Raw genomic sequence first — 23,583 nt, 5'->3', positions numbered from 1 at the left:
CACGGGAACATCATCGGCCGCGGGCCCGTTGGCACTGCCGTACGACTCGATCAGTGAATGACGGAGGGGCCCGTGCCGCCGACCTCACGACCGCTCAGCAAGCTCGGTTTCCTCACCATCGGCCTGTTCGACGAGGCGGATCCGCGCCGGGGCCACGAGTCCACGCTCGAGATCATCGAGCTGGGCGAACGGCTCGGCTTCGACAGCGCGTGGGTCCGCCACCGTCACCTGCAGTACGGCATCTCCTCCCCCGTCGCCGTCCTGGCGGCGGCCTCCCAGCGCACCCGCCGCATCGAACTCGGCACCGCGGTCATCCCGCTCGGCTGGGAGAACCCGCTGCGGCTGGCCGAGGACCTGGCGACGGTCGACCTCCTGTCGGGCGGCCGACTCAACCCGGGCGTCAGCGTGGGTCCGCCGATGCACTACGACCGCGTCAAGGAGGCCCTCTACCCCGATACGGCGGACGTCGAGGACTTCGGCTACGAGCGGGTGCGGCGGCTGCTGGACTTCGTGCGGGGCGAGCCGGCCACGGACTTCAGCGGGGGCGAGGGCTTTGAAGTGTTCTCGGACCTGGTGCAGCCGCAGTCCTCCGGGCTGGGGAGCCGTATGTGGTACGGCGGCGGCAGCCTGCGTTCCGCCCAGTGGGCCGGTGAGCACGGGATGAACTTCCTGACCAGCAGCGTCGTCAAGGCGGAGGGCCCCGGGGGCTCGGAAGACGCGGAGGCGTCACCGGACTTCGCGGAGATCCAGCTCGCTCACATACGCGCCTTCCGCGCCCACCACCCCGACGGCGACAGCGCCCGTGTCTCCCAGGGCCTCGTCGTCATCCCCACCGACTCCGCGACGCCGCAACAGCGCGCGAAGTACGAGGAGTACGTCGCGAAGCGCACCCCTCGGACCCTGTCACCGCAGGGTCCGGCCCGGCTGCTGTTCGCGCCGGACCTCGTCGGTACCTCGGAGGAGATCGCCGAACGCCTCCACGCCCACGCCGCGTTCCGCGAGGTGGACGAGGTGGCGTTCGCGCTGCCGTTCACCTTCGAGTACGACGACTATGTGCAGATCCTCACCGATATCGCCGCCCGGCTCGGGCCTGCGCTGGGATGGTGTCCGGGGCGATGACGCGGTCGAGGAGATGCAGCGGGGCGGCCCGCACTCCGGCGGCCTCGGCCGCGTCCCAGTGGGCGAGGGCGCGAGACAGGTCGACGAGACCGTGGATCAAGGGGAGGTCGCTCGGGGTCCGGCCGGCTTCCCCGAGGTGGGCGTGGAGCAGTGACTCCAGTCGGCATGAGGCCAGAGTGCCCGGAATGGCGGGGCGCATGGCGAAGCCCGCACTCGCCGCGCTCGGCACGTCCTCGCTGAGCTGCGTCTGCGTGGAGTCGAGAGCCAGCAGACCGCCTCCGACGACCAGGACGTCCTGCTCCCGGCTCATGCGGTCCAGTGCGCTCGCGGTGTCGAAGCAGTGCGGGAAGGAGTCGTCGACGACGATGGTGCCGGGGCGCAGCCGGCCGACGTCCAGGAGGGCCGTGGCGCCGCTGACGGCGGTGATGATGACATCGGCGTCGTAGACCGCGGCGGGCAGCGTCCGCCCCGATTCGACGACCTGGACCGCCATCGCCGGATGCGCCGACGACAGGTCTGCGACCGGCCGTTCGAGTCGCGCGGTGCTGCCGGGCAGGTCGCACAGCAGCAGGCGGGCCGGTGGGCGGGGTGCCGTCGCCAGCAGCAGTCGCAGGGACGAGAGGCCGATCGAGCCACATCCGACGACGGCGAGGGAGAGCTCGTCGAAGCGGCGGCCGGTCGCCGCGAGTGCGCTGTGGGCGGTCTTGGCCACGGCGACGGTCGTCGACCCGTGGCCGGTGGTGATCGCCGTGCTCGTCGTGGTCTCCCGCAGGACGTCGTAGCCGTAGCCGGTGAGGGACGGGATCATGCCCGCGAGCGAGACACAGCGGGCGCCCAGTGAGGCCGCCTGCTCCACGGCGCGGGCCGTGCGGGCGGCCAGATCGGCGGCGGCCGGGGCCAGTTCGTCGGCGAAGAGGGGGAGGGTGACGAACCCGGAGTTCCCGAGCGGGGTCCTGGTCTCCTCCAGCAACTTTGCGCGACCGTCCGGGAAGAGCAGCGCGCGGATCTCCTCGCGGCCGAGGCCGGGGCTGTCGTGCGGCAGTCCGGCGAGGGCGGCGAGATGGTCGGGGGCGGGCAGATATCCGACGAGCGCGGCATCGAGGTGGGGGCGCCGGCGGCCGCTGCCGCGGACGGGGGCGGGGCCGGGGCCGGCTTCGCTCAGCGCGTCCTGAAGCTGTCGCCGCATCTTCTCCGCGACCCCAGCGACTTCTCCGGCCGTGAGGGCCGCCGCCGAAGCCCGCACGGTGACGCGCAGACCCTCGCCGTCCGCCACCGGCCGCACGGCCAGGAACACGTCGGTGCCCAGCGGCGGCGGAGCGAGAGCTGTGTCGGACTCGTCCGTGTGCAGGGTGAGGCTGCCGCCGGCCTCGGTGCCCAGGGAGGTGAAGTCGAGGAAGGTGAAGAAGAACTGGGCGTGGCGGGGCAGTCCCGCAGCCGTGCGCACCTCGCTGGGGCCTTCGGCGCGGGCCAGGTCGGCCTCGGCGGCGAGACGCCTCAAGTCCTCGCCGAATGCGGGTGGTTGGTCCAGGTCGCGTCCGCAGGGCAGGGCCGGGCGCAGCGCCACCGCTTCCGCGAACGGGCCGAACACCCGGTGTGCGTCCACCGTGGACTCCTCGCGCCCGGTGACGGCGAGCCCGAGCAGCAGGTCGCGTCGGCCGGTGAGTTCCGCGAGGGCGCGGTAGTACGCGGTGAGGAGCGGGGTGTACAGGGTGCGGTGGGCGGCTCGGGCGAGCCGCCGCAATCCCTGTGTGGTGGTGGCGTCCAGGGTGAGCCCTGTGGTGTGGAACGCCGGTTGGCCGTCGGCGGCGTCGGCGGTCGGCCGACGCAGCACGGGCGGCGTGTAGGGCGCGCGCAGACGTGCGCGGTACTCCTCGGCCTCGGGTCCGTGCGGGCGCGGGCGGACGGCGGACCGGGTGACGTGGTCACGGAAGGTGCTGTCGAGCGGCGGCAGGCCGTGCGGCCGGCCTCGGTCGAGGCGGTCGTATGCGGTGAGCAGTTCCCTGGCGAGGAGGGCGGCGCTGTAGCCGTCGCCGATGAGGTGGTGCGCGTGGACGAGGAGCACATGCTCGCCGGGCGCCACGGTGAGCAGCCGCAGACGCAGCAACGGCCAGGCCCAGGGCTCGAGTCTGCGTCGTGCCTCCTCGGCGATCCGCTGCTCCAGCAGGTCGGGGTGCGCGAGGGTCTCCGTCTCCACGGGCAGGCGCAACGAGTCCGGCAGTTCCTGCTGCACGGGCGGTCGGGCGCCCGCCGGGAAGACGGTGCGCAGCATCGGATGGCGGTCCACCAGGACGTCCACGGTGTGCTGGAAGACGTCATGGCGCAGCGGCCCGCTCAGCCGGAACCGGGCGAGCCAGCCGGAGCCCGCCCCGGGCTTGATGGTCTCGGCGAGCAGGAATCCCCGCTGGGAGGGGGTGAGGGGGTAGGGGCCCGCCGGTTGCGCGGGAGCGGCTTCCGGGGGCTGATCGGGTGACGGGCTTGTGACAGCGGTGATGGTGGCGGCAGTGGCGGTAGTGGCGGCGGCGGTGTCGAGGGCCGACGCGAGTGCGCTCAGCGTGCGGTGGGTGTAGACGGTTGTCGGCCGGGGGACGACCGGCAGCTCCTTGCGCAGGCGGGCGAAGAGTTCGAGCACCATGATGGAGTCGCCGCCGAGTTCGAAGAAGTCGTCCTCGCTCGTCACGTCCGGTACGTCCAGCAGCGTCGACCAGATGCGTGCCAGGGTCTGCTCGGTCGGAGTGGTGGGCGGGGTGGCGGACGGGGTTCCGGGCTCAGGCGCCCGCCGGCTGTCCTCGGATGTGCTCGCCAGCAAGTTGCGGTCGATCTTGCCGGTGCCGGTCAGGGGCATCGCCGGGATCGAGCGGATGCGTCCGGGCAGCATGTACGGCGGCAGCACCCGGGACAGGAAGGCGCGCACCTCGCGTGCGTCGGGCTCTTCCGAGCCGGGCCGGGGTTCGACGTACGCCAGGAGACGTCCGTCGACGAGCAGCGCGGCGGCACGGGCGACGTCCGGGTGGGTGAGCAGGGCGGCCTCCACCTCGCCTGGCTCCACGCGGTGGCCACGGACCTTGACCTGGTCGTCGAGGCGGCCGAGGAACTCCAGTACGCCGTCCGCGGTGCGGCGGACCCGGTCGCCGCTGCGGTACCAGCGGCGTCCGTCGCGTTCGACGAAGGCCTCCGCGGTGAGCTGCGGCTCGCCGAGGTAACCGGGTGTCAGCCCGGTTCCGGCGATGAGCAGTTCGCCGGATTCGCCGGGTGCGCAGGGACGTCCTTCCTCGGTGACGACGGCCAGTTCGGTTCCGGCGACCGGCCGGCCGATGGGCAACTGACGTACGTCGTCGGCCGGTCGGCTGTCGATGACGTGGCAGGTGGCGTTGATGGTCGCCTCGGTGGGCCCGTACAGGTTGGCGACCCGGTGCTCCGGCCCGCCGCAGACGTCGAGCAGGTCGAACCAGCGGCGTACGTGTGCGGCGGGCAGTGCCTCGCCGCCGACGTGGACCCAGCGCAGGGCCGACAGGTCCGGGGGTGTTCCGTCCTGTCGCGCCCGGGTCTCGGCGGCGGTCAGCAGTCGCTCCCACAAGGTCGGTACCGAACTCCACACCGTCATCCGGTCGTTGACGATCCGGTCGAGCAGTGCTTCGGGGTCGCGCAGGTCGTCCCGGCTGAGGGTGTGGATGGTGGCGCCGGCCAGCAGCGGTGCCAGCAACTGGCGTACGGAGGCGTCGAAGCAGACGGACGCCGTCTGTACGAGGTGGTCCCCGGGGCGGTAACCGAAGGTGGCCAGTGACCAGTCGAGGTAGTTGAGCATGGACCGGTGGGTGATCGGGACCGCCTTGGGGCGGCCTGTGGAACCCGAGGTGAAGATGACGTAGGCGATGGCGTCCGGGTCGGCGGGCGGCGGCCCGACCGGGGGTGGGACGGCCGCGGGCCGGTCTTCAGCAGTGACCGGCGTGATCCCGTCGACTGTGACCGGCGTGATCCCGTCGGCTGTGACCGGTCTGATGCCCTCCAGCGCGGCGACGGCCTCGCGCGTCGCGGCATGGCAGACCACCACGCCGACCCCAGTACGTTTCACCTGGTCCCGCAGCCTGGCCACAGGATGGGTCGCGTCCAGCGGCACCCAACCGGCGCCCGCCCGAAGAATGCCCACCACGCCGAGGACGGTGTCCGCGCCCGGTTCGGTGAGCAGGCCGGCCAGGTCGCCGGGGCGTACGCCGTTCGCTCGGAGCCGGGCCGCGAGAGCGCCGGAGGCGGCGTCGAGTTCGGCGTAGGTGAGCGTGGTACGGCCGGTGTCCACCGCGACGGCTCGCGGTGTCGCGCGGAAACGGGCACACAGGCGGTCGACGATCCCCCGGTCGCCGTCGTGCCCCTCGGCGTGGGTGGTCCGCCCGGCCGCGGCGTGCAGTTCCGCCACGTACTCCGCGGCGAGCCGCTCGACGGTCTCGGGCCGGAAGAGGTGGGCGGGGTGGTTCCAGGAGAAGCGGAGTGTCGCATCCGATTCCCAGCACAGCAGTCCGAGCCGGGTCGCGGCGGAGGCGGTGGCCGCCGCGGTCGGGGTCACGGTGACCGGCCAGTCGCGGCCATGGCTCACGGGGAAGCGGGCGAAGCTGAACCCGGCCGGGGCGACCGTGCGCGGGGCGGGGCCGGTGGCGGGCAGCAGCGCGGCGAGGTCGGGGCTGCCGAGGGTGGCGTGGGACTCCGCCTCCTGCCAGCTCCGCTGGAGCCGCCCGGCCAGTACGGCCACGGGCTCGGCGGGGTCGACGGAGGCGAACACCGGCAGGGTGTCGGCGAGCGGCCCCACGAGGCGGTCGACGCCGGGCAGGGGCGCCTCGCGGCGGGCACGCGCCACGTTCACGGCGACGGCCCGCTGTCCGCTCCAGCGGGCCAGGCAGCGGCCGTACACCGCGAGCAGCAGATGGAAGAGGGTGACTTCGTGCCGGGCCGCCACCTCGCGCAGCGCCGCCGTGAGCGAGGCGTCGATGCCTGTCCGATGGTGGGTGAGCGGCGGGGCGGGAAGGGCGTCCGGGTCGCCGTCGTACGGCAGTGTCTCAGCCGTGGCCGCCGCGGTGTGTTCGGCGATGCGGTCACGCCAGTACCGCTGGTCGCGGGCGAAGGCCGGTGACTGGCGTTCGGCGGTGACGAGGGCGGCGTAGTCGGCGAACTCGGCGCCATCGCCCGGGAGTTCGAGGGAGTCACGGCCCTCGGCGAGCGTGGTGTAGAGCGACCAGAGCTCCTCGCACAGGACCTTGAGGCTGAAGCCGTCCGCGGCGCTGTGGTGGACGACCAGCAGGAGGTGGGCGAGGTGTGCGTCGCGGCGGTCGCGGACCAGGAGCGCGCGCACCGGGGCCTCGGTGGTCAGGTCGAACGGGCGGTTGTACAGCCGCTGTTCGAGGTCCGGCATCGGCAGCGGTGGCGCGTTGTCGTCCGGCTCGTGCACCTCGTACCAGCGGGGAGCGCGGTCGGTGGGGTCGGCCGGCATCGTGTACTGACGTGGCGGTGTGCCGTCCGTGGTGATGCGCAGACGCAGCATGGAGTGGCGCGCGGCGAGGTGGGCCAGGGCGCGGCCGAGGAGGTCGGGGTCGAGGGGGCCGCGGATGGTCTGGCGTATGTAGCCGTAGGCGGTGACGCCCTCGTACAGCGCCTCGGTGGTGAGGAAGGCGAGTTGGAGCGGAGTGAGGGGGTGCGGAGTGAGAGGGCGCGGAGCGTGAAGGGGCGGGGTGTCCTGCTTGCCGCGGGTCGCGGTGGCGGGGGCGTGGAGGTCGGTCGGCCGCTGCCCGCTGAGGTGGGCGGTCAGTTCGGCGACCGTGCGGTGCTCGAAGAGCAGCGTGGCGGGCAGGGGCAGTCCGAGTTCCGTCTCCAGGCGGCGCGCGAGGTCGACTGCGGTCAGGGAGTCGAGCCCGAGGCCGAGGAACTGCTCGTCGTCGCCGATGTCCTCGGGGGCGCGGTGCAGTGACTCGGCCAGCAACCGGCGTATCAGGCCGGTGATGCGGGCGGGGTCGGTCACGGCGCCATCGCCGCCGCCGTCACCTTCGCCGCCCGGCAGGGTGCGGGTCGTGGGTGGCGTGCTTGCGGGCGTGGCGTCCGTGCGGTCCGGAGCGGGGGCGATCTGCGGGGGTGGGGAGGTCGACGAGGACGCCACGAGCAGGTGGGTGGCGTCGGTGGCGACGGCCGTCCGCAGCGCCGCGACCGCCGTCCGCGTGGTCATGGGGCCGAGTCCGCGGTCGCGCAGCCGCTGATGCCGAGCTGGTGAGCCGGCGGCCAGTCCCGCATCGGTGACGGGCCCGAACCCGATCGACCGCCAGGGCCGGCCCGCCGCGCGCTCGGCTGCGGCGAAGGCGTCGAGGAAGGCGTTGGCCGCCGCGTAGTCGCCGAGCGCGCCCGCCAGGCCGGGCAGCACCGAGGAGATGGAGGAGAACGCGACGCATACGGCCGGTTCCTGGCCGTGCCCGCGCAATGCCTCGGCGAGCAGTACCGTGCCGCGTACCTTCGCGGCGAGCACCTGCGCGATCTCCCCGTCGGTCTTGGAGCGGAGGGTGCCGGGCCGGACCGTACCGGCGGCGTGGAACACCCCGTCCAGCGGGGGCAGTTCGGCGAACAGGGCGTGGAGGGCGGCTTCGTCGGACACGTCGGCCGTGCAGTACCGGGCGCGGGCGCCGTGGGCGCGGAGATCGGTGAGCAGATCGTCGGGAGCGGTCTCGGAGCGTCCGGTCAGGATCAGTTCGCGCGCGCCGCGTTCCGCCAGGTCCCTCGCGAGTGCGGAACCGAGCCCGCCGGCTCCCCCGGTGATCAGGTAGGTGCCGTCGGGCGGCAGGGCGTCGCGCGCCGTCGGGGCGTCCGTCACGTCGGCCGGGGTACGGCTGAGCCTGCGGCCGGCGCGCCACGCGACCGCGTCTTGCGCACCCGGCTCGTGGGCCGAGCAGAGCTCCCGTTCCAGGGCATCGACCCGGGCGTCGAGGGGGTCACGGGAGGACAGGTCCACGCCGCGGGCGGCGAGCCCTGGGTGCTCCTCCGGAAGGGCGAGTGCGAAGCCGTGCGGGAGTGCCTGGGCCGGCCGCGCCTGTTCCGTCGAGGCGCCGGTGACGTACGCGTCCTCGGTGACCACCAGCAGGCGGGAACAGCCGGTGCCGAGCAGGTCGAGTACGGGGCGCAACGACGTGATCGCGGCGCTCGGGGCCTGCCGGCCTCCGTCTCCGGCGCCCTCCTCACCTCCCAGCCACACCACGGTGTCCGCCGACACCGCGCCCGGCCCGTGAGCGAGGTCGTCCCCCAGTACCGTCGTTCCACGGCCGGCGAGCCGCTCGGCCAAGGCCCGGCCAAACGCCTGACCACCACCGATCAGCCGCACGACGCGGGGCCCGGCGGCAGGCGTGAGCGGGGCGTCCCGCCAGTCGAGGCGGCGCACCACAGGCGCGGCGCCGGGCTTGCGCGGCCAGTAGGGGGTGCGCTGGAACGGATACGTCGGTACGGGCACCCTCGGACGCCCGGAGTCCCCCGTCGTCCGGTCCAGAGCCGTCCGGTCCAAGGCGGTACCGCGTGTCCACAGTCGGCCGACCGTCTCCAGCAGCATCCGTGCCGCAGAGGCATCCCCTTCACGGCCCGCGGTCGAGGTGACCCCGGTCGTCAACACCGCCACGTCCGAGGCACCGTGCGCACCGGCGACCGCGCGGACCGCCCCGCCCAGGGTGTTCCCCGGGCCGAGTTCGACGAAGGTGTCGTAGCCCTCCTCCAGGAGCCTTGCCACAGCTGCCCCGAACCGCACCGGCTCGACGGCTTGCCCCTGCCAGTAGGCGGGCGTGAGGCGGGGCCGCCACTCGCCGGTGACCGTGCTCAGCATCGGTACGTCCGCCGGTTTGACCGTCAGCGCCTTCGCGGCCTCCCGCAGCGGATCGAGGACCGGCTCCAGCAACGGCGAGTGGAAGGCATGCGAGACCCGGAGCCTGCGGATGGCCACGCCACGTCCGGTCAGCTCGACGAGGGCCTGCGCGACGGCTTCCTCGGAGCCCGAAATGACCACCTGCTCGGGCCCGTTGACGGCGGCCACGCTCAGCGCGCCGCCCGATGCGCGCACGAGCCCGGCGACCGTCTCCTCGTCACCCCTGACGGCGGCCATGGCTCCGGGGAGGGCCAGTTCGCCCACCAGGCGTCCGCGCTCCGCGGCGAATCCGACCGCCTCGGACAGGCTCAGCGCGCCGGTGACACACGCGGCCGTGATCTCGCCCACGCTGTGTCCGGCGACGGCGTCCGCGGACAGGCCCCACGCCTCCAGCTGCCGGGCCAGACCCACACCGAACGCGACGAGCAGCGGCTGGGCCACCTCCGTCCTGGCCAACTCCGCGGAGTCCGTTCGGGGATCGAGGCACCATTCGGCCAGTGAGCGCCCGAGTACGGGTCCCGTCAGCGCGGAGGCCTCGTCCAGGACCTCCCGGAACACCGGGGCCGACCGGTACAGGGCGCGCCCTTGGCCGGGCCGCTGGGCTCCCTGGCCCGGCAGCAGGAACACCGTCCGCGGCCGGGAGGACCGGGCGAGCGTGAGGTCCGCCGTGCGGGCGGCTTCGAGTCGGTCCGCCAGGTCGCCGTCGGCGACCACGGCGAGGCGACAAGGGCGGTCGTCGCGCGCGGAGTTGACGGTGGCGCAGATGTCGGCCTCGGGCAGTTCCGGGTGGGCCCGCACATACGTGGCCAGGTCGGCGGCGGCTGCCCGCAGTGCGTCGGCGCCGCGGGCCGACAGCGTGAGCAGGTGCGGGCCACCCGGGGCGGGACTCGGGGACGTCGTCCGTCCGGGTGCCTCCTCCAGGACGGCGTGCGCGTTGGTGCCGCCGAAGCCGAAGGCGTTGACGCCCGTGATCAGGGGCCCGGGGGACTGCCATGCGCGCTGCTCGGTGACGAGTTCGAAGCCGGGGGCGACGCGCCGCAGACAGGGCGCGGGCGGGGTGGCGTTCGGGGTGGGCGGGACCTGGCGGTGCTGGAGCGCCAGGACCGTCTTGACCAGGGCCGGCAGGCCGGCGGCGTTGAGCAGGTGCCCGATGTTCGCCTTGACCGAGCCGAGCAGACGCGGGAGTCCGTCCGTGCGGGGCGGGAAGGCGTGCCCGAGCGACTGGGCCTCGACGGGGTCGCCGACGGGGGTGCCGGTTCCGTGGGCCTCGATGTACGACACCGTGTCGGGGTCGATGCCGCACTCACCGTAGGCCCGGGTGATGACCTCGTGCTGGGTGCGCGGGTTGGGGGCGAGCAGGCTGAGGGACCGGCCGTCGTTGTTGACGGCCGTGCCGCGGACCAGGGCGAGTACCGGGTCACCGTCCCGCAGCGCGTCGTCCAGGCGGGCGAGGACGAGGACCGCTCCGCCTTCCCCGGGCACGATTCCGTCGGCGGCGGCGGCGAAGGGGCGGCTGCTGCCCGTCGGGGACAGCGCGCCCGCGCGTGCGAGCAGCCGATGGCCGGTCGGGGTGAGGGCGAGCTGGACGCCGCCGATCACGGCGACGTCGCACTCGCCGCTTTCGAGGCTGCGCCGCGCCAGGTGCAGCGCCACGAGCGCGGAGGAGCAGGCCGTGTCCACCGCGAGGGCGGGGCCGTCGAGGTCGAGGGCCTGGGAGAGGCGGGCGGCGATCAGGTTGGGCAGGTTGCCGGTGAGAGCGCCGGGGTCGGCGGCGAGGTCGCCGTCCGTGGCGGCGGCCAGGACCTCGCGGTATCCGCTGTCACCGGCGGCGGCGAACACGCCGATCCTGCGGCCGGTGCGTCGCGGGCCCGCGTACCCGGAGCGTTCCAGGGCTTCGTGGGCCAGCTCCAGGAAGATCCGGGCCTGTGGGTCGGTCGCGCGGGCCTCGTCGTCGTCCATGCCGAAGCAGGCTGCGTCGAAGCCGGCGGGTTCGGGGAGGAAGGACCCGAAGAGGCCGGGGACGCCAGATGCGCGCTCCCAGCCCCGCGACTCCGAGCCCTCCGAGCCTTCCCAACCCTCCGAGCCCTCTGAGCCCTCCCAGCCCTCCGAATCCTTCCAGCGGCCCTCGGGTACCCCCGTCACCGTGTCACGGCCGGACACCAGCAACTCCCAGAAGGCTTCCGGCGTTTCGGCACCGGGGAACCGGCACGCCATGCCGAGAACCGCCACCGGTCCCCGGTTCCCCGCACGCTCGGCGGACGTCAGCGGCGTGCGCCCGGCATCCGCGCTCGCCTCGGAGCCGACAGCTGACACTCCGTCAAGTGCCCTGGCGGAGCCGGCGAGAAGGGCCAGCACATGCCCGGCCAGCGCGGCCACGGTGTCATGGTCGCGCAGCACGCGCGGCTCCACCGTGACGGAGAAGGCGTCCTCGATCTCCGCGAGTACCGCCATCGCCTTCAGCGAGGAGCCCCCGAGGGCGAAGAACCTCTCGTCCCGGTCGATGGCCGCCGGCGCGAGGTCCAGCGTCCGTGCCCAGATGCCCCGGACCACGTCCTCGACGTCATGCCGCGAACGCGGCACGGCGCCCCGCTGACCGCGCTCTTCCCTCCGGACGGGCGCGCCCTCGGCCCGCGCGGCCGACAGCCGCGCCTCGACCGCCGTATAGGCACCCGCCTCGAACCGCGCACGCATCAGGCCGCGCCGCAGCTTGCCGCTCGTCGTCCGGGGAAACGCGCCGGGCGGCAGGGGCAACACCCGTACGTCGTCGTGGCCCAGCGCCGCCCTCACCCGGGCTGCCGCCGCGTCGAGCACCGGAAGGGCCGCGGCCGGGGCGGGCCGCGCCCACTGCACGAACACCACCACCCGATCGCACCCGGTGCCGGGGGCGGGGGAGCCGATCGCCGCCACCGTTCCGGCGGGCAGTCCCGGGGTGGCGGCGACCGCTTCTTCGAGGTCGGGTGCGTGGAAGGTGCGGCCGCCGACGAAGACGACGTCCTTGTGCCGGCCGGTGACGCACAACCGGCCCTCGCTCAGGAAGCCGAGGTCGCCGGTGCGCAGCCAGCCGCCGCGGAACGCGGACGCGCTCGCGTCGGGGGCGCGGTGGTAGCCGCGTGCGACCTGAGGGCCGCGTACCTCGAGGTGACCGACCCGCCGGTCGTCGAGCGGTTTGCCGGAATCGTCGGTGACACGGATCTCGCAGTCCGGGACAGGGCGGCCCAGATCCATCAACTCCACGGCGTCCGGGCCGGGTTCCACGGGGACGGCCCGGCCACGGCTGAGCGCCGTCCGGTCCAGTCGCAGGGGCTCGGCGATCTCCCCGAGCGGGGGCACGGTCACGGCGAGTGTGGCCTCGGCCAGTCCGTACACGGGGAGCATCGCCCTGGCGTCCAGCCCGGCCGCATCCGCCTTGGCCGTGAACTCCCGCCATACGCGCGGCGCGATCGGCTCCGCTCCCACGAGCATCAGGCGTACGGAGGTCAGGTCAAGGCCGGCCCAGGTGCTGTCCGGCACCCGCCGCGTCGCCAGCGCCAGCGCGAAGTTCGCCGCCGACAGCAGGGTGGCCCGGTGCCGCGCCACCGCCTCCAGCCAGCGGGTGGGGCGCTTGGCGAAGGTCAGGGGTTCCAGGCGCACCTGTTTCAGGCGTGCCGCCATGGGGACGAGGTGGGTGCCTATCAGGCCCATGTCGTGGAAGTACGGCATCCAGGTCGCCACCACGTCGTCCGGCGTGATCGCCATGGCGGCGCGGATCTGCCGGAGGTTGGCGAGCACGGCCTCGTGGGTGAGTTCGACGCCCTTCGGGGTGCCGGTGCTGCCGGAGGAGAACTGCAGGAAGGCGAGGTCCTGTGGGGCGCGGTGGGGCAGCGAGCGCAGCGGGCGGGCCTCGCGCAGCGCGTCCAGCCGCAGGGCGCGCACCGGGCCCGGGATCTCGGCGCACAGGGCTGCGGTGGCGGCATCCACCACGACGGGGGGCCTGCCGAGGAACTCCCACACCGGTCCCACCCGGCGGGCCTCCGGGGCGAGCGGCACGGGCACGAGCCCCGCCGCCAGCGCTCCCCAGAACATCGGCTGGAAGTCCTCGCCGAGCTCCGCGACCAGTGGAAGGGGGGTACCGGGCTCCAGTCCCGCCGCGCGCAGGCCCCCCGCCACGCGCAGGGCGTCGTCGTGGAGCTCGGCGAAGGTGACGGTGCGTTCGCTGCCGTCTCCCCGGACATGGACGACGACCTGACCGGGGGCCTCCTCGGCGGCGTGCAGCAGTAGGTCGAGGAGCGTGACGGCGGTACGGCGCCCGGGAGTCGACATACGGTTCCTTCCTCATCGCACGGCGTCAGCGCCCGCGGACGCGCCGTGCCGGAGCCCGGTACCGGGCCGGAGCGTTGTCGATCATTCACCTGTACGACGACGAGTTTCGTCAAACCGTTCACGTGTGCGATCAAGTGCGACCTGCGACCTGCTCGCCCGCTGAGGGCGGTGAGCCCACCGGCGGCTACCAGCGCCCCGGTTCGGTCCCGGTGATCGGCTCCGACGGTGTGCCGTCCACGCCGACCGGCACGTCACCGGCGAGCATCACCCGGTGCATGGTCCGGGGGAAGTCGAGGTGGGCGTTGTCGCTGGGGGCGAGGTGGATGGTGGCCCGGTTGTCCCAGAAGGCCACGCTGCCGGGCTCCCAGCGGAAGCGGACCGTGTACTCGGGCCGTACCGCCTGCTCCAGCAGCATGTCGAGGATCGCCCGGCTCTCGGCGCGCGAGAGGTCGGCGATCTGCTCGACGTAGTAGCCGTTGACGTACAGCACCCGCTCCCCCGTCTCCGGGTGGACGCGCACCAGCGGGTGCAGGGAGGCCACCTGATGGTCCAGCAGATGGCGGACGTAGGCGTCGTCGCCGGGTCGCGGCTGGTAGCCGACGCCGAGGCGGTGCTCGGCGCGCAGGCCGTCCACGAACTCCCGCACCGGGCCGGACAGTCCGGCGTACGCGGCAGCGAGGTTGGACCAGGTCGTGTCGCCGCCGTACGGCGGGACGGTCTCGGCGCGCAGGATCGTCGCGGCGGGCGGGTCGATGCGGGCGCCGTGGTCGCAGTGCCAGCCGCGCAGCAGGGTGTGGCGGCGGCGCCGCAGCCACTCGTCGTGCTCCATGCCGAACTTCCCGCCCAGCTCCAGCCGGTCGGCGGTCGTCTCGACCTCGCGGAAGTCCGCCGGGGAGGCACTCCCCCGCTTGCGCAGCACGACCGGTTCGCCGAAGCGGCGCGCGAACGCCACATGCCCGGCGTGGTCCAGCCGCTGCCCGCGGAAGAACACCACCTTCCAGCGCAGTACCGCCGCCCGGATCGCGGCGACCACGGCGTCGTCGAGCTCTCCGGCCAGATCGACGCCCGTGATCTCGGCCCCGATGTGTCCGGCGACCGGTTTCACCTCGATCCCGGTGGCCTGCTCCGTCCCGTCCGCAGTGGCCCTGTCCGTCGTCATACACGCTCCGTAGGTCCGTCCGCCCGGCTCCGGTCCGAGCCGGTTCCCCGAAGATCGTGACAGTGTTTCGCGGCACTGGCGACAGGGCCCCTTCCCTGCCTCTCGCCTACGCGGCGCGCGCGTCGACGGCCGCCAGGACCAGGTCCGCCACCTCGGCCGCCGAGCGCCCTGCCGTGTCGATCCGCGCCAGGCCGTGCCGGTCGACGGCCTGCGTCATCAGCTCCTGGTAGCGCTCGGTGCGGGCGAGGAACCTGTCCACCAAGTACCGCTCCTGGTCGGCCAGTTGGTCGTAGCAAGCCGACGCCCGCATCCGCTCGCGCAGGGCCGTGTCGTCCGCCGTGAGCCATACGGCCCGGGCCTGCGGCGCGGTCAACCGGGCCACGCGGGCGGGCCAGAGCGCGGAGCCCTCCAGGACCAGGCCCGACCCGTCCCCCGTCGCGCGGTCGGCGATCAGTTCCTCGATGCGCGGCCACAGGCGTGCGTAGTGGTCGAGCACCGAGCGGATCAGTTCGTCGACGTCGAGGGTGGCGTAGTGCTCGGCGACATGCGGGGGCGGCACCCACTCCGGTGTCCGCCAGGGCCGCCCCGGATGACGGGCCAGCAGGTCGGTCGAGCGGCAGTCGAAGCCGAGCCGCTGGGCGACGGTCCGGGCCGCGGTCGACTTGCCGGTGTGGGACGTTCCCCCGATGAGCACCACGCGCACGTCCTGCATACCGGTGATCCTAGGGGCTTCTCAGATCGAGAACTCCCTGATCACGGTGTTGCGGAACACGGCCGCCCCGTCGATCGTGAACAGCGCGAGCCCGATGTCGGCCGGATCCGGGAAGGCCTCGGTCGAGTGCGCGTACCGGCCGTCGTCCACGAACATCTCGACGGATGTACGGTCGATCAGGATGCGCAGTCGCACCGTGCGCGCGGACGGGTCGAAGGGACTCCGGCTCTCCTGCCACCGGCCGGAGGTGTCGGGGCTCACGGTGTATCCGCGGTTGACGAAGGCGTAGTCGCCGTAGATCCCGGCGTCGATATGGCGGCCGCCGTCGGCGGACCGCCGCAACTGGAGCCCCGCGCCCGTGAGTTGGTCCCAGGTGATCTCAGTGGTCAGCTCGTAGGCCGTGCCCGTGTAGTCGAGCAGGAGGGTCCCGTCGACCTCCAGGTCGCCGAGATCCACCGTGCGGGAGACGTGGTCGTCGAGGCCGACGACCGGCTGAGAGGCCATGTAGTAGGTGCCGTCCGTCGCCCGCTTCAGCGTGACCTCGCGGACGATCGAGTCGGTGCCGTTGAAGCCGTCACACTCGATCGTGGGCGTGGTGTTGGCGTAGTCCCAGTGGTTCATCCAGCCGATCGCGTAGCGGGCGGCCGGGTCGAGCGTGCCGTTCGTGTTCCGCTTCTCGAAGGTGACGGCCGCGTACCAGTCCCAGCCGTGGTCGAGCCACTGCGGGTCGGCGGCGTCGGCGGTGAAGGTGGTGCCGTCGAAGGCACCCGTCCAGTAGGCGTACGTGCTGGGCAGCCCGGACGCCTTGCCGTTGGCGCTCACGCCCAGCACCCACTTCCAGGTGCCGTCCTCGGCTTGGATGCGGAACAGGTCCGGGCACTCCAGGACGCCGATGCCGCCCTTGATGAAGCCGCCGACGTACGTCCACGACTTGAGGTCGGCGGAGTGGTAGAAGCCCACCTTGTCGTTCTCGGCGAGCGTCATCACCCACCGGCCGCGTTCCTCGTCGCGGATGACCTTGGGGTCGCGGAAGTCCCGGACGCCGGGGTTGGGCAGGACCGGGTCGGTGCCGTGGTTCGTGAACGTCCGGCCGCCGTCGGTCGAGTAGTACAGGTACTGCGCCTGCGTGACGTCGTCGGGCGCCATGGTGGCGAGGACGATCACCGCGCCCGCGCCGAAGCCCGCCGTGTTGTCGGTGTCGATCACCGCCGAGCCGGACCAGACGTCGCCGTTGGGGGTGGTGTCCTTCGGCACGGCGATCCCGCGGTCGGTGAAGGAGACGAGGTCGGTGCTGGTGGCCAGGCGCCAGGCCGTGCCGGCGGTCGTGCCGCCCGTCGAGTAGTCGGGGTTGTAGAGGTAGTAGTAGTGGTACTCGCCGTCGATCCACACCGGCCGCTGCGGGTCGTTCATCCACTGGTCGGGGACGGTGAAGTGGTACTCGGCGCGATAGCTGCCGGTGCACGCGGCCTCGGCTGTCACCTGCGCGGACGCCCCCTTCGAGACGGCGGGCAGTAACGCGCCGGTCGCGCCCACGGCCGAGGCGATGAACAGTGACCTCCTGGATATTCCGGGCATCCCGGATGCACCACGCATAGTGCGGCTCCTCTCTCTGACGCCGTCGTCAGGACATGCGGCTCATGTGGAGCAGGACTCTGCGACCTAACTCGTTAAAGGTCAAGTGGTTCACGACTATTGACAGGGACGTAACGCGGTTTCCATCATCTGGGGCATCACTACTCGACTAACACGAGTTAGGCCCGTTAGATGACCGACTCGCACCTCACCCGCCGCACCCTGCTGCGGTACGGCGCCTACGGCGCGGGAGCCGCCGCGCTCGCCGGTACCGCCGCCGGCTGGGACCGGCTCACCGGAGCCGACATCCCGGGCCGGGACGACGGCTCGCTCGTCGTCGCCACCCTCGGCCCCGCCTACGGGCCGGAGGCCATCCGCACGCTCACCGAGGGCTTCAAGCAGGTCCACCCCGACATCAAGCTCCGTATCAACGCCGTGCAGGCCGTCGACTGGTCGGACTTCTTCGCGAAGATCCTCACCCAGATCGCGGCGGGCACCGCCCCCGACCTCGTGTATGTCGCCACCGAGGGCGTCCAGCTGTTCGCGCAGCGCCTCGGGGTCCCGCTGGACGACTGGGTGAAGCGGGACGCCGAGGAGCTGCGCGAGTACTTCGCCGACGTCCATCCCTCGCTGGTGGAGTCGATGATGTACGAGGGGAGCCTCTACCAGCTGCCGGTCGAGTTCAACGCGGCCGACATGTACCTCAACAACCAGGTGCTGAAGCGGGCGGGAGCGGACTTCCCGGCGGCCGACTGGACCCGCGACGACTTCACCGGCCTGCTGCGGGACATGAAGAAGTCCAGCGGCTCCCAGTTCACGCCGTACTTCTGGACCAACCGGCTGTGGGGCGGCGTGGTGCCCTGGCTGTTCGCCAACGACACCAACCTGCTCGCCGAGTCCAAGGCGCCGGGCGGAGCCTGGCTGTGGGACTCCTTCTATCCGGCCGCCGCACGGCAGGGGCGCGGGGGCGGCTTCCGGTGGACGACGCCGCAGGCCACCGACGCGCGCGTGGAGGAGGCGTACGACTATCTCGCCTCCCTCGTCCAGGAGGGCCTGTGCACCCGGCCCGAGGGCGGCAACGGCCAGAACCTCATCGGTGTGTTCTCCACCGGCCGCGTCGGCGTCACACCCGCGGGCGGCTTCTGGGCGGGCGGTCTGCACCTGGCCGGCATGAAGGCCAATGGCTTCGACGTGCAGTACTTCCCGCGCTGGCGCACCCAGCGCATGCAGTACGGCGCCGCCGGCTACGCGCTGCTGCGCACGTCGAAGCGGCAGGAGGAGGCCTGGGAGTTCATCAAGTACGCCGCCCGCAGGGACACCCTGACGCGGCTGTTCGAGACCAACCAGACCACCCCGGCGCGCCGCTCGATGCTGACCGCCGACCGTTACCGCGAGACCGGCCCGGATCACTGGCAGGTCTTCTACGACACCCTCGACGAGTTCCCCGACACCGGGCCGATCCCCGCGCCGCCGCAGGTCGCCGAGGTCGAGCAGGTGCTGCTCAAGCACACCGGTACCGCCCTGGCCTCCCGGCGTGCGGTGGCCCCCGCGCTGCGGCGGATGCAGAGCGATCTGGAGAAGGCCATGGAGCGTGACGTATGACGAACACCCAGATCCCGGCCGCACGGCCGAAGCAGCCGGCCGCGCCGCCGGCGGTCGCTCCCCGTGCCTCCGCCCGCGACCGTGGCACCCGGCTGCTGGCCACGCTGTTCCTGGCGCCCACGATCGTCGGCATCGTCGTCTTCACGGTCGTGCCGATCGTCGGCTCGGTGGTGCTGAGCCTCTTCCACTGGAACGTGATCGACGACCCGAGCTTCGCCGGGACCGCCAACTACCGTGAGGTCTTCACCGATTCGACGGTGCTGGTCTCCTTCGGCAACACGCTGGTGTTCATGGTGTTCGCGGTCGCGTTGCAACTGCTGATCGCCCTGGTGCTGGCGCTGGCGGTGAACGGGCGGATGCCGGTGTGGCTGCGCTCGGTGTTCCGGTCGGCGTTCTTCTTCCCGCTGGTGCTGTCCGCCGCGTCGATCTCGGTGGTGATGAAGTACCTGTTCAACCAGGACTTCGGGGTCGTGAACTGGCTGCTCGGGCTGGTCGGGGTCGCGCCGGTGCCGTGGCTGACCTCCGAGAACGCGGCCATGGCCACGGTGATCCTGGTCTACGTCTGGCAGCAGTTCGGGTTCTCGTTCCTGCTGTTCGTCGGCGGTCTGAACAACATCCCCAAGGAGATCCACGAGGCCGCCTCACTCGACGGCGCGACCGGGCTGCGCAAGCACATCGGCATCACGCTTCCCCTGCTGTCGCCCACGCTGCTGGTCGCGTCGGTGGTAGGCATCATCAACGCGCTCCAGGTCTTCGAGCAGCCGTACGTCCTCACCAACGGCGGGCCCGGTGACGCCACCCGAACCGTGGTGATGGTCATCTACGAGAGCGCGTTCGAGCAGCTGCGCTTCGGCGAGGCCTCGGCGGTGGGTGTGCTGCTGTTCGTGCTGATCATGGCGGTGACCGCCCTCCAGTTCCGGCTCAGCCGGCGTTTCGTCCACTACCAGTGAGCCGGGTGAGTCCCTTGAGCCAAGCAACCCTGTCCCTGAGCCGCACCCGGCACTCCCTCGCGCCGTGGGCCCGGATCGCCGTGCTGGCCGTGTGCGCGCTGCTGACGCTGGGCCCGGTCATCTGGACCGTCTCCACCTCGCTGCGCACCCCCGCGGAGGCCTTCGACCTGCCACCGCGGATCATCCCGACGGAGCCGTCCACGGAGGCGTACCGCGGGGTATTCGACCAGATCGACGTCTGGCTGCTCGCCCTCAACTCGACGCTGGTGACCGCGCTGATCGCGGTGGGCCAGATGATCACGGCCGGGCTCGCCGGATACGCCTTCGCGCGCCTCGAATTCCGGTTCAAGAAGCCGCTGTTCGGGCTGGTCCTGGCGACGATGATGGTGCCGTTGCAGGTCACGATCGTGCCGGTGTTCCTGGTGCTGAAGTCGATGGGCCTGACCGACACCCTGCTCGGCCTGATCATCCCGGCCTTCCCGACCGCGTTCGGCACCTTCCTGATGCGCCAGTACTTCCTGGGCATGCCGAAGGACCTGGGTGAGGCGGCGATGCTGGACGGCTGCGGGCCCTGGCGGATCTTCCGGTCCGTGTACGCCCCGCTGGCCGCGCCCGGCCTCGCGATCGTCGGCGTCCTGGCCTTCAACTACCACTGGAACGAGTTCTTCCGCCCGCTGATCCTGGAGACCTCCGGGCAGAACTACACGCTCCCCCTGGGCCTGGTCTCCCTCCAGGGCAACCTGGGCACCGGCTCCATCTCGGTGGTGCTCGCCGGTGTCGTCCTCTCCATGATCCCCGCCGTCGCCGTGTTCGTCGTCGGCCAGCGTCCTCTGCGTGAGGGCATCACGTCCGCAGGAGTCAACCGTTGAGCCTCACCGCTCAGTCCACGGACCCCGGCGCCCCGCGCTTCCGGGTCCGTCCCCCCGCCAACTGGATCAACGACCCGAACGGGCCCTTCCGTTGGCGGGACCGGTACCACCTCTTCTACCAGCACAACCCCGACGCCCCGGTGCACGCGAACGTCCACTGGGGGCATGTCTCCAGCCACGACCTCGTCCACTGGGAGCACCATCCGATCGCGCTCGCCCCGACGCCCGGCGGCCCGGACGAGGCGGGCTGCTGGTCGGGCTGCGTGGTCGACGACGAGGGCGTGCCGACGGCCGTGTACACGGGCGTCGACCGGCACCACACCGGCCTCGGCTCGATCTGCCTGGCACGCGCGCTGGTGCCGGAGGACGAGACGCTGACCGACTGGAGGCCCGTGCCCACGCCCGTGGTCACCGGCCCGCCCGCCGGTCTGGACGTGGTGATGTTCCGCGACCCGTTCGTGTTCCGCAGCGGTGGCCGACGGTGGGCCCTGGTCGGTGCGGGGCACGCCGACGGGACCGCGTCGGTGCTGCTGTACGACTGCGACGACCTGACGGGCTGGCGGTTCGCCGGGGTGCTGCTCGACGGCGACGACCCTGTCGCGAGAGACGTGTTCGGCGACAAGGCGGTCGGCTGGGAGTGCCCGCAGCTGTACGCGACGGCGGGCGGGGAGTGGGTGCTGGTGGTGTCGCTGTGGGACGGCGATCCGTGCTCCACCGGATACCTGACGGGCCGTCTCCAGCCGTACGGCGACGGCGAGTTGCGCTTCGAGGCCCGCACCGGCGGACGGCTCGACCACGGACGGGACTTCTACGCTCCCGCCGTGCTCCAGGAGCCGGACCGGGCGTTGCTGTGGGGCTGGTCGTGGGAGGCCCGTGAGCAGGGCGAGGTCGACCGCGCGGGCTGGGCCGGGGTGCTGACCGCGCCGCGGGTCGTGGACGTCCATCCCGACGGCGCCCTGCGGGTCGTACCGGCCCCGGAGCTCGAACTGCTGCGTGCGCCCGAGCCGTTCGTCACCGCGGCAGGACGCCGTACTCCGCTCCCTGAGGCGTACGACCTGACCGTCACCGCATCCGGCCGCACCACCGTGAGTCTGCTGCGGTCCGCCTCGGGCGCGGAGCTGACGGTCGTGCTGGACCCGGACGAGGGCACGGTGACGCTCGACCGCGGGGACTGGCCGCGCGCCCGGCCCGACGGATCGGCCCCGACCGTGGTGCGGGCGGCGGCCGGTGAGGTGCGGATCCTCGTCGACGGCTCGCTGCTGGAGCTGTTCGTCGGCGACCGGGCCACGGTCACCGAACGGGTCTACCGGCGACCGGACGACGTGCCCGAACTCCTCGTCACCGGCGCCGGGGCCACCGTCACCGGCTGGGAGCAGGCCCCACCGACGCACGGCTGACCACCGGACAGGCCAGCCGCCGCACCGTCGCGGGCGGCGTCCGGCCCGTGTCGATGGCGTCCAGGAGCAGCCGGGCGGCGACCTCGCCCATCGCCCGGTGGGGCAGGGCGACGGTGGTGAGGGGCGGGGTGAGGAACGCGGCCATGTGTTCCTGGTCGTCGTAGCCGACCACCGACAGCTCGCCGGGGACGGTGATGCCGAGCCGGGTCGCGGCGTGCAGGGCGCCCGCCGCGACGCGGTCGTTGTAGCAGAACAGGCCGGTGGGGCGCCGGTCGTCGGGGGCGCCGTCGAGGACGCGCATCGCGCCCTCGTATCCGCCGGCGATCTCGCCGCCGGTGCGGACGACCCACTCCCTGGGGACCGTGATCCCCTCGGCGCGCAGCGCGTCGCGGAAGCCGCGCAGGCGGTCGACGGAGGCGATGTCCTCCTGGCCGCCCACCATGGCGACCCTGCGGTGCCCCTCGTCCAGCAGCAGCCGGGCCGCCGTACGGCCTCCCGCGCGCTCGGCGGGGATGACGGAGGGCAGGGAGTCGTCCTCGGGCAGGCAGTTGGCGAGGACGGAGTGGGTGCGGTGCAGGCCCTCGGGGACGCGGACGCGGCGCAGCGACATGGCGGCGTAGATGATGCCGTCCACGCGGCGGTCGAGGAGTTCGGCGACGGCCGCGTCCTCCTTGGCCGGGTCGCCGCCGGAGTCGATGGTCAGGACGAGGTGCTCGCTGGCCCAGGCGGTCTCCATGGCGCCGCGCAGCAGCCGGCCGGCGAACGGCGAGGAGGCGATCTCGTCGGTGACCAGGCCGATCACGGCCGTACGGCGGCGGCGCAGGCCGCGTGCGACGGGGTCGGGGCGGTAGCCGAGCTCGGCGGCGGCCCGGCGGATGCGCTCCTGGGTGGCGGGCGAGAGGTTGCCCTCGGCGCGGCCGTTGAAGACGAAGGAGACGGCCGTGTGCGACACCCCGGCGAGCCGGGCGACGTCCCGTGACGTGGGACGCCCCGATCCCGTCGGGTGCTTGTCCTCGGTGCCGCCCATGCCGTCCGCTGCCCTCATGCCCCACCCGTCCGGTTGATCAATCCTCACCCTATCCGTGACGCTGGATGCACGACACAGTCAAGGGAAGGTCCGGCAGTGATCAGCATCCCGACCCACACGCTCAACGACGGCACGCCCCTCCCCGCCCTCGGCCTCGGCACCTGGCCGATGGACGACACGCAGGCCGAGCAGGCGGTTCACGGCGCCCTGGACCTGGGGTACCGCCTCGTGGACACGGCGACGAACTACCGCAACGAGAGCGGCGTGGGCCGTGGCGTCACGGGCAGCGGCGTGTCCCGCGAGGAGGTCGTGGTGACGACCAAGCTCCCCGGCCGCCACCACGGCTACGAGGAGACCCTCGCCTCCTTCGAGGAGTCTTGCGCCCGCCTCGGCCTGGACTACGTGGACCTGTACCTCATCCACTGGCCGCTCCCCCGCGTCGACAAGTACGTCGACTCCTGGAAGGCCATGATCAAGCTGCGTGAGGACGGCCTCGTCCGCTCGATCGGCGTCTCCAACTTCACGGCCGAGCACATCGAACGGCTGGAGGAGGAGACCGGGGTCCTGCCGTCCGTCAACCAGATCGAGCTGCACCCCTTCTTCCCGCAGGCGGAGCTGCGCGCCTTCCACACCGGCAAGGGCATCGTGACCGAGAGCTGGAGCCCGCTGGGCCGCGGCACGGACCTGCTGGACGATCCCGTGATCGTCCGGATCGCCGAGGCGCACGGTGTGACCCCCGGCCAGGTCGTCCTGCGCTGGCACATCCAACTGGGCGCCGTCCCCATCCCGAAGTCGGCCGATCCCGGGCGGCAGCGCTCGAACCTCGATGTGTTCGGTTTCGAACTGGACCCCGCTCAGATGACGGCGGTCGCGGACCGCGCCCACCGGCGCGTCGGCGGGGACCCCGAGGTGCACGAGGAATTCTGAGCGGGCGGAGCGCGCCTCGCGCACGGAGTTTCCGAGCGGGCGTCGGCGGCGCCTCGCAGGGTACTCGGGACGCTCGGGAAGGA

Annotated in this window: 11 protein-coding genes; 6 read left to right on the top strand and 5 right to left on the bottom strand. The window is 72.7% G+C overall.

Features of this window, described 5'->3' with window-relative positions; all coding sequences use genetic code 11:
• The first annotated feature begins 72 nt into the window (after positions 1-72).
• Complete coding sequence (locus QQM39_RS45085) at positions 73-1,119, top strand: LLM class flavin-dependent oxidoreductase (RefSeq protein ID WP_302003941.1); 1,047 nt, start codon at positions 73-75, stop codon at positions 1,117-1,119.
• Here QQM39_RS45085 and QQM39_RS45080 read toward each other — a convergent pair.
• The 4 genes from QQM39_RS45080 to QQM39_RS45065 form a co-directional block, all read right to left on the bottom strand.
• Positions 1,064-13,285, bottom strand: a complete 12,222-nt coding sequence (locus QQM39_RS45080) for a non-ribosomal peptide synthetase/type I polyketide synthase (protein WP_302003358.1) — start codon at positions 13,283-13,285, stop codon at positions 1,064-1,066. The genes QQM39_RS45085 and QQM39_RS45080 overlap by 56 nt on opposite strands.
• Positions 13,286-13,469: 184 nt before the next feature.
• On the bottom strand, positions 13,470-14,444 hold the full coding sequence (locus tag QQM39_RS45075; RefSeq protein ID WP_302003357.1) for a TauD/TfdA family dioxygenase: 975 nt from the start codon (positions 14,442-14,444) through the stop codon (positions 13,470-13,472).
• A 106-nt stretch (positions 14,445-14,550) separates the two neighbouring features.
• The gene (locus QQM39_RS45070) at positions 14,551-15,156 is read right to left on the bottom strand and encodes an AAA family ATPase (protein WP_302003356.1); all 606 of its coding nucleotides are present in this window, start codon (positions 15,154-15,156) and stop codon (positions 14,551-14,553) included.
• Between the two features lie 21 nt (positions 15,157-15,177).
• Positions 15,178-16,731 carry a glycoside hydrolase family 32 protein gene (locus QQM39_RS45065; protein WP_302003355.1) on the bottom strand — a complete coding sequence of 518 codons (1,554 nt, stop codon included), beginning with the start codon at positions 16,729-16,731 and terminating at the stop codon, positions 15,178-15,180.
• Between the two features lie 189 nt (positions 16,732-16,920).
• Here QQM39_RS45065 and QQM39_RS45060 point away from each other — a divergent pair, with 189 nt between their 5' ends.
• Genes QQM39_RS45060 through QQM39_RS45045 form a run of 4 tightly spaced genes read left to right on the top strand, consistent with a single transcriptional unit; the run spans position 16,921 to position 21,546 of the window.
• Positions 16,921-18,330 carry an extracellular solute-binding protein gene (locus QQM39_RS45060; RefSeq protein ID WP_302003354.1) on the top strand — a complete coding sequence of 470 codons (1,410 nt, stop codon included), beginning with the start codon at positions 16,921-16,923 and terminating at the stop codon, positions 18,328-18,330.
• A complete protein-coding gene (locus QQM39_RS45055) occupies positions 18,327-19,280 on the top strand; it encodes a carbohydrate ABC transporter permease (RefSeq protein WP_302003353.1) in 954 nt (317 codons plus the stop codon). The genes QQM39_RS45060 and QQM39_RS45055 overlap by 4 nt, the downstream gene beginning before the upstream one ends.
• A gap of 14 nt (positions 19,281-19,294) precedes the next feature.
• Entirely contained in the window at positions 19,295-20,149 is an 855-nt protein-coding gene (locus QQM39_RS45050) for a carbohydrate ABC transporter permease (RefSeq protein WP_302003352.1), read from the top strand.
• Positions 20,146-21,546, top strand: coding sequence for a glycoside hydrolase family 32 protein (locus QQM39_RS45045; protein WP_302003351.1), 1,401 nt, complete (start codon positions 20,146-20,148; stop codon positions 21,544-21,546). Before QQM39_RS45050 ends, QQM39_RS45045 begins: the two co-directional genes overlap by 4 nt.
• Here the strand turns inward: QQM39_RS45045 and QQM39_RS45040 are convergent.
• The gene (locus QQM39_RS45040) at positions 21,509-22,573 is read right to left on the bottom strand and encodes a LacI family DNA-binding transcriptional regulator (protein ID WP_302003940.1); all 1,065 of its coding nucleotides are present in this window, start codon (positions 22,571-22,573) and stop codon (positions 21,509-21,511) included. The genes QQM39_RS45045 and QQM39_RS45040 overlap by 38 nt on opposite strands.
• 96 nt (positions 22,574-22,669) lie before the next feature.
• On the opposite strand from QQM39_RS45040, the gene QQM39_RS45035 reads away from it, so the two are divergent.
• Positions 22,670-23,500 carry an aldo/keto reductase gene (locus QQM39_RS45035; protein ID WP_302003350.1) on the top strand — a complete coding sequence of 277 codons (831 nt, stop codon included), beginning with the start codon at positions 22,670-22,672 and terminating at the stop codon, positions 23,498-23,500.
• Positions 23,501-23,583 lie beyond the last annotated feature (83 nt).

Source organism: Streptomyces sp. DT2A-34 (assembly GCF_030499515.1).
Taxonomy (GTDB): Bacteria; Actinomycetota; Actinomycetes; order Streptomycetales; family Streptomycetaceae; genus Streptomyces.
This window is presented reverse-complemented; position numbering and strand designations above follow the sequence as displayed.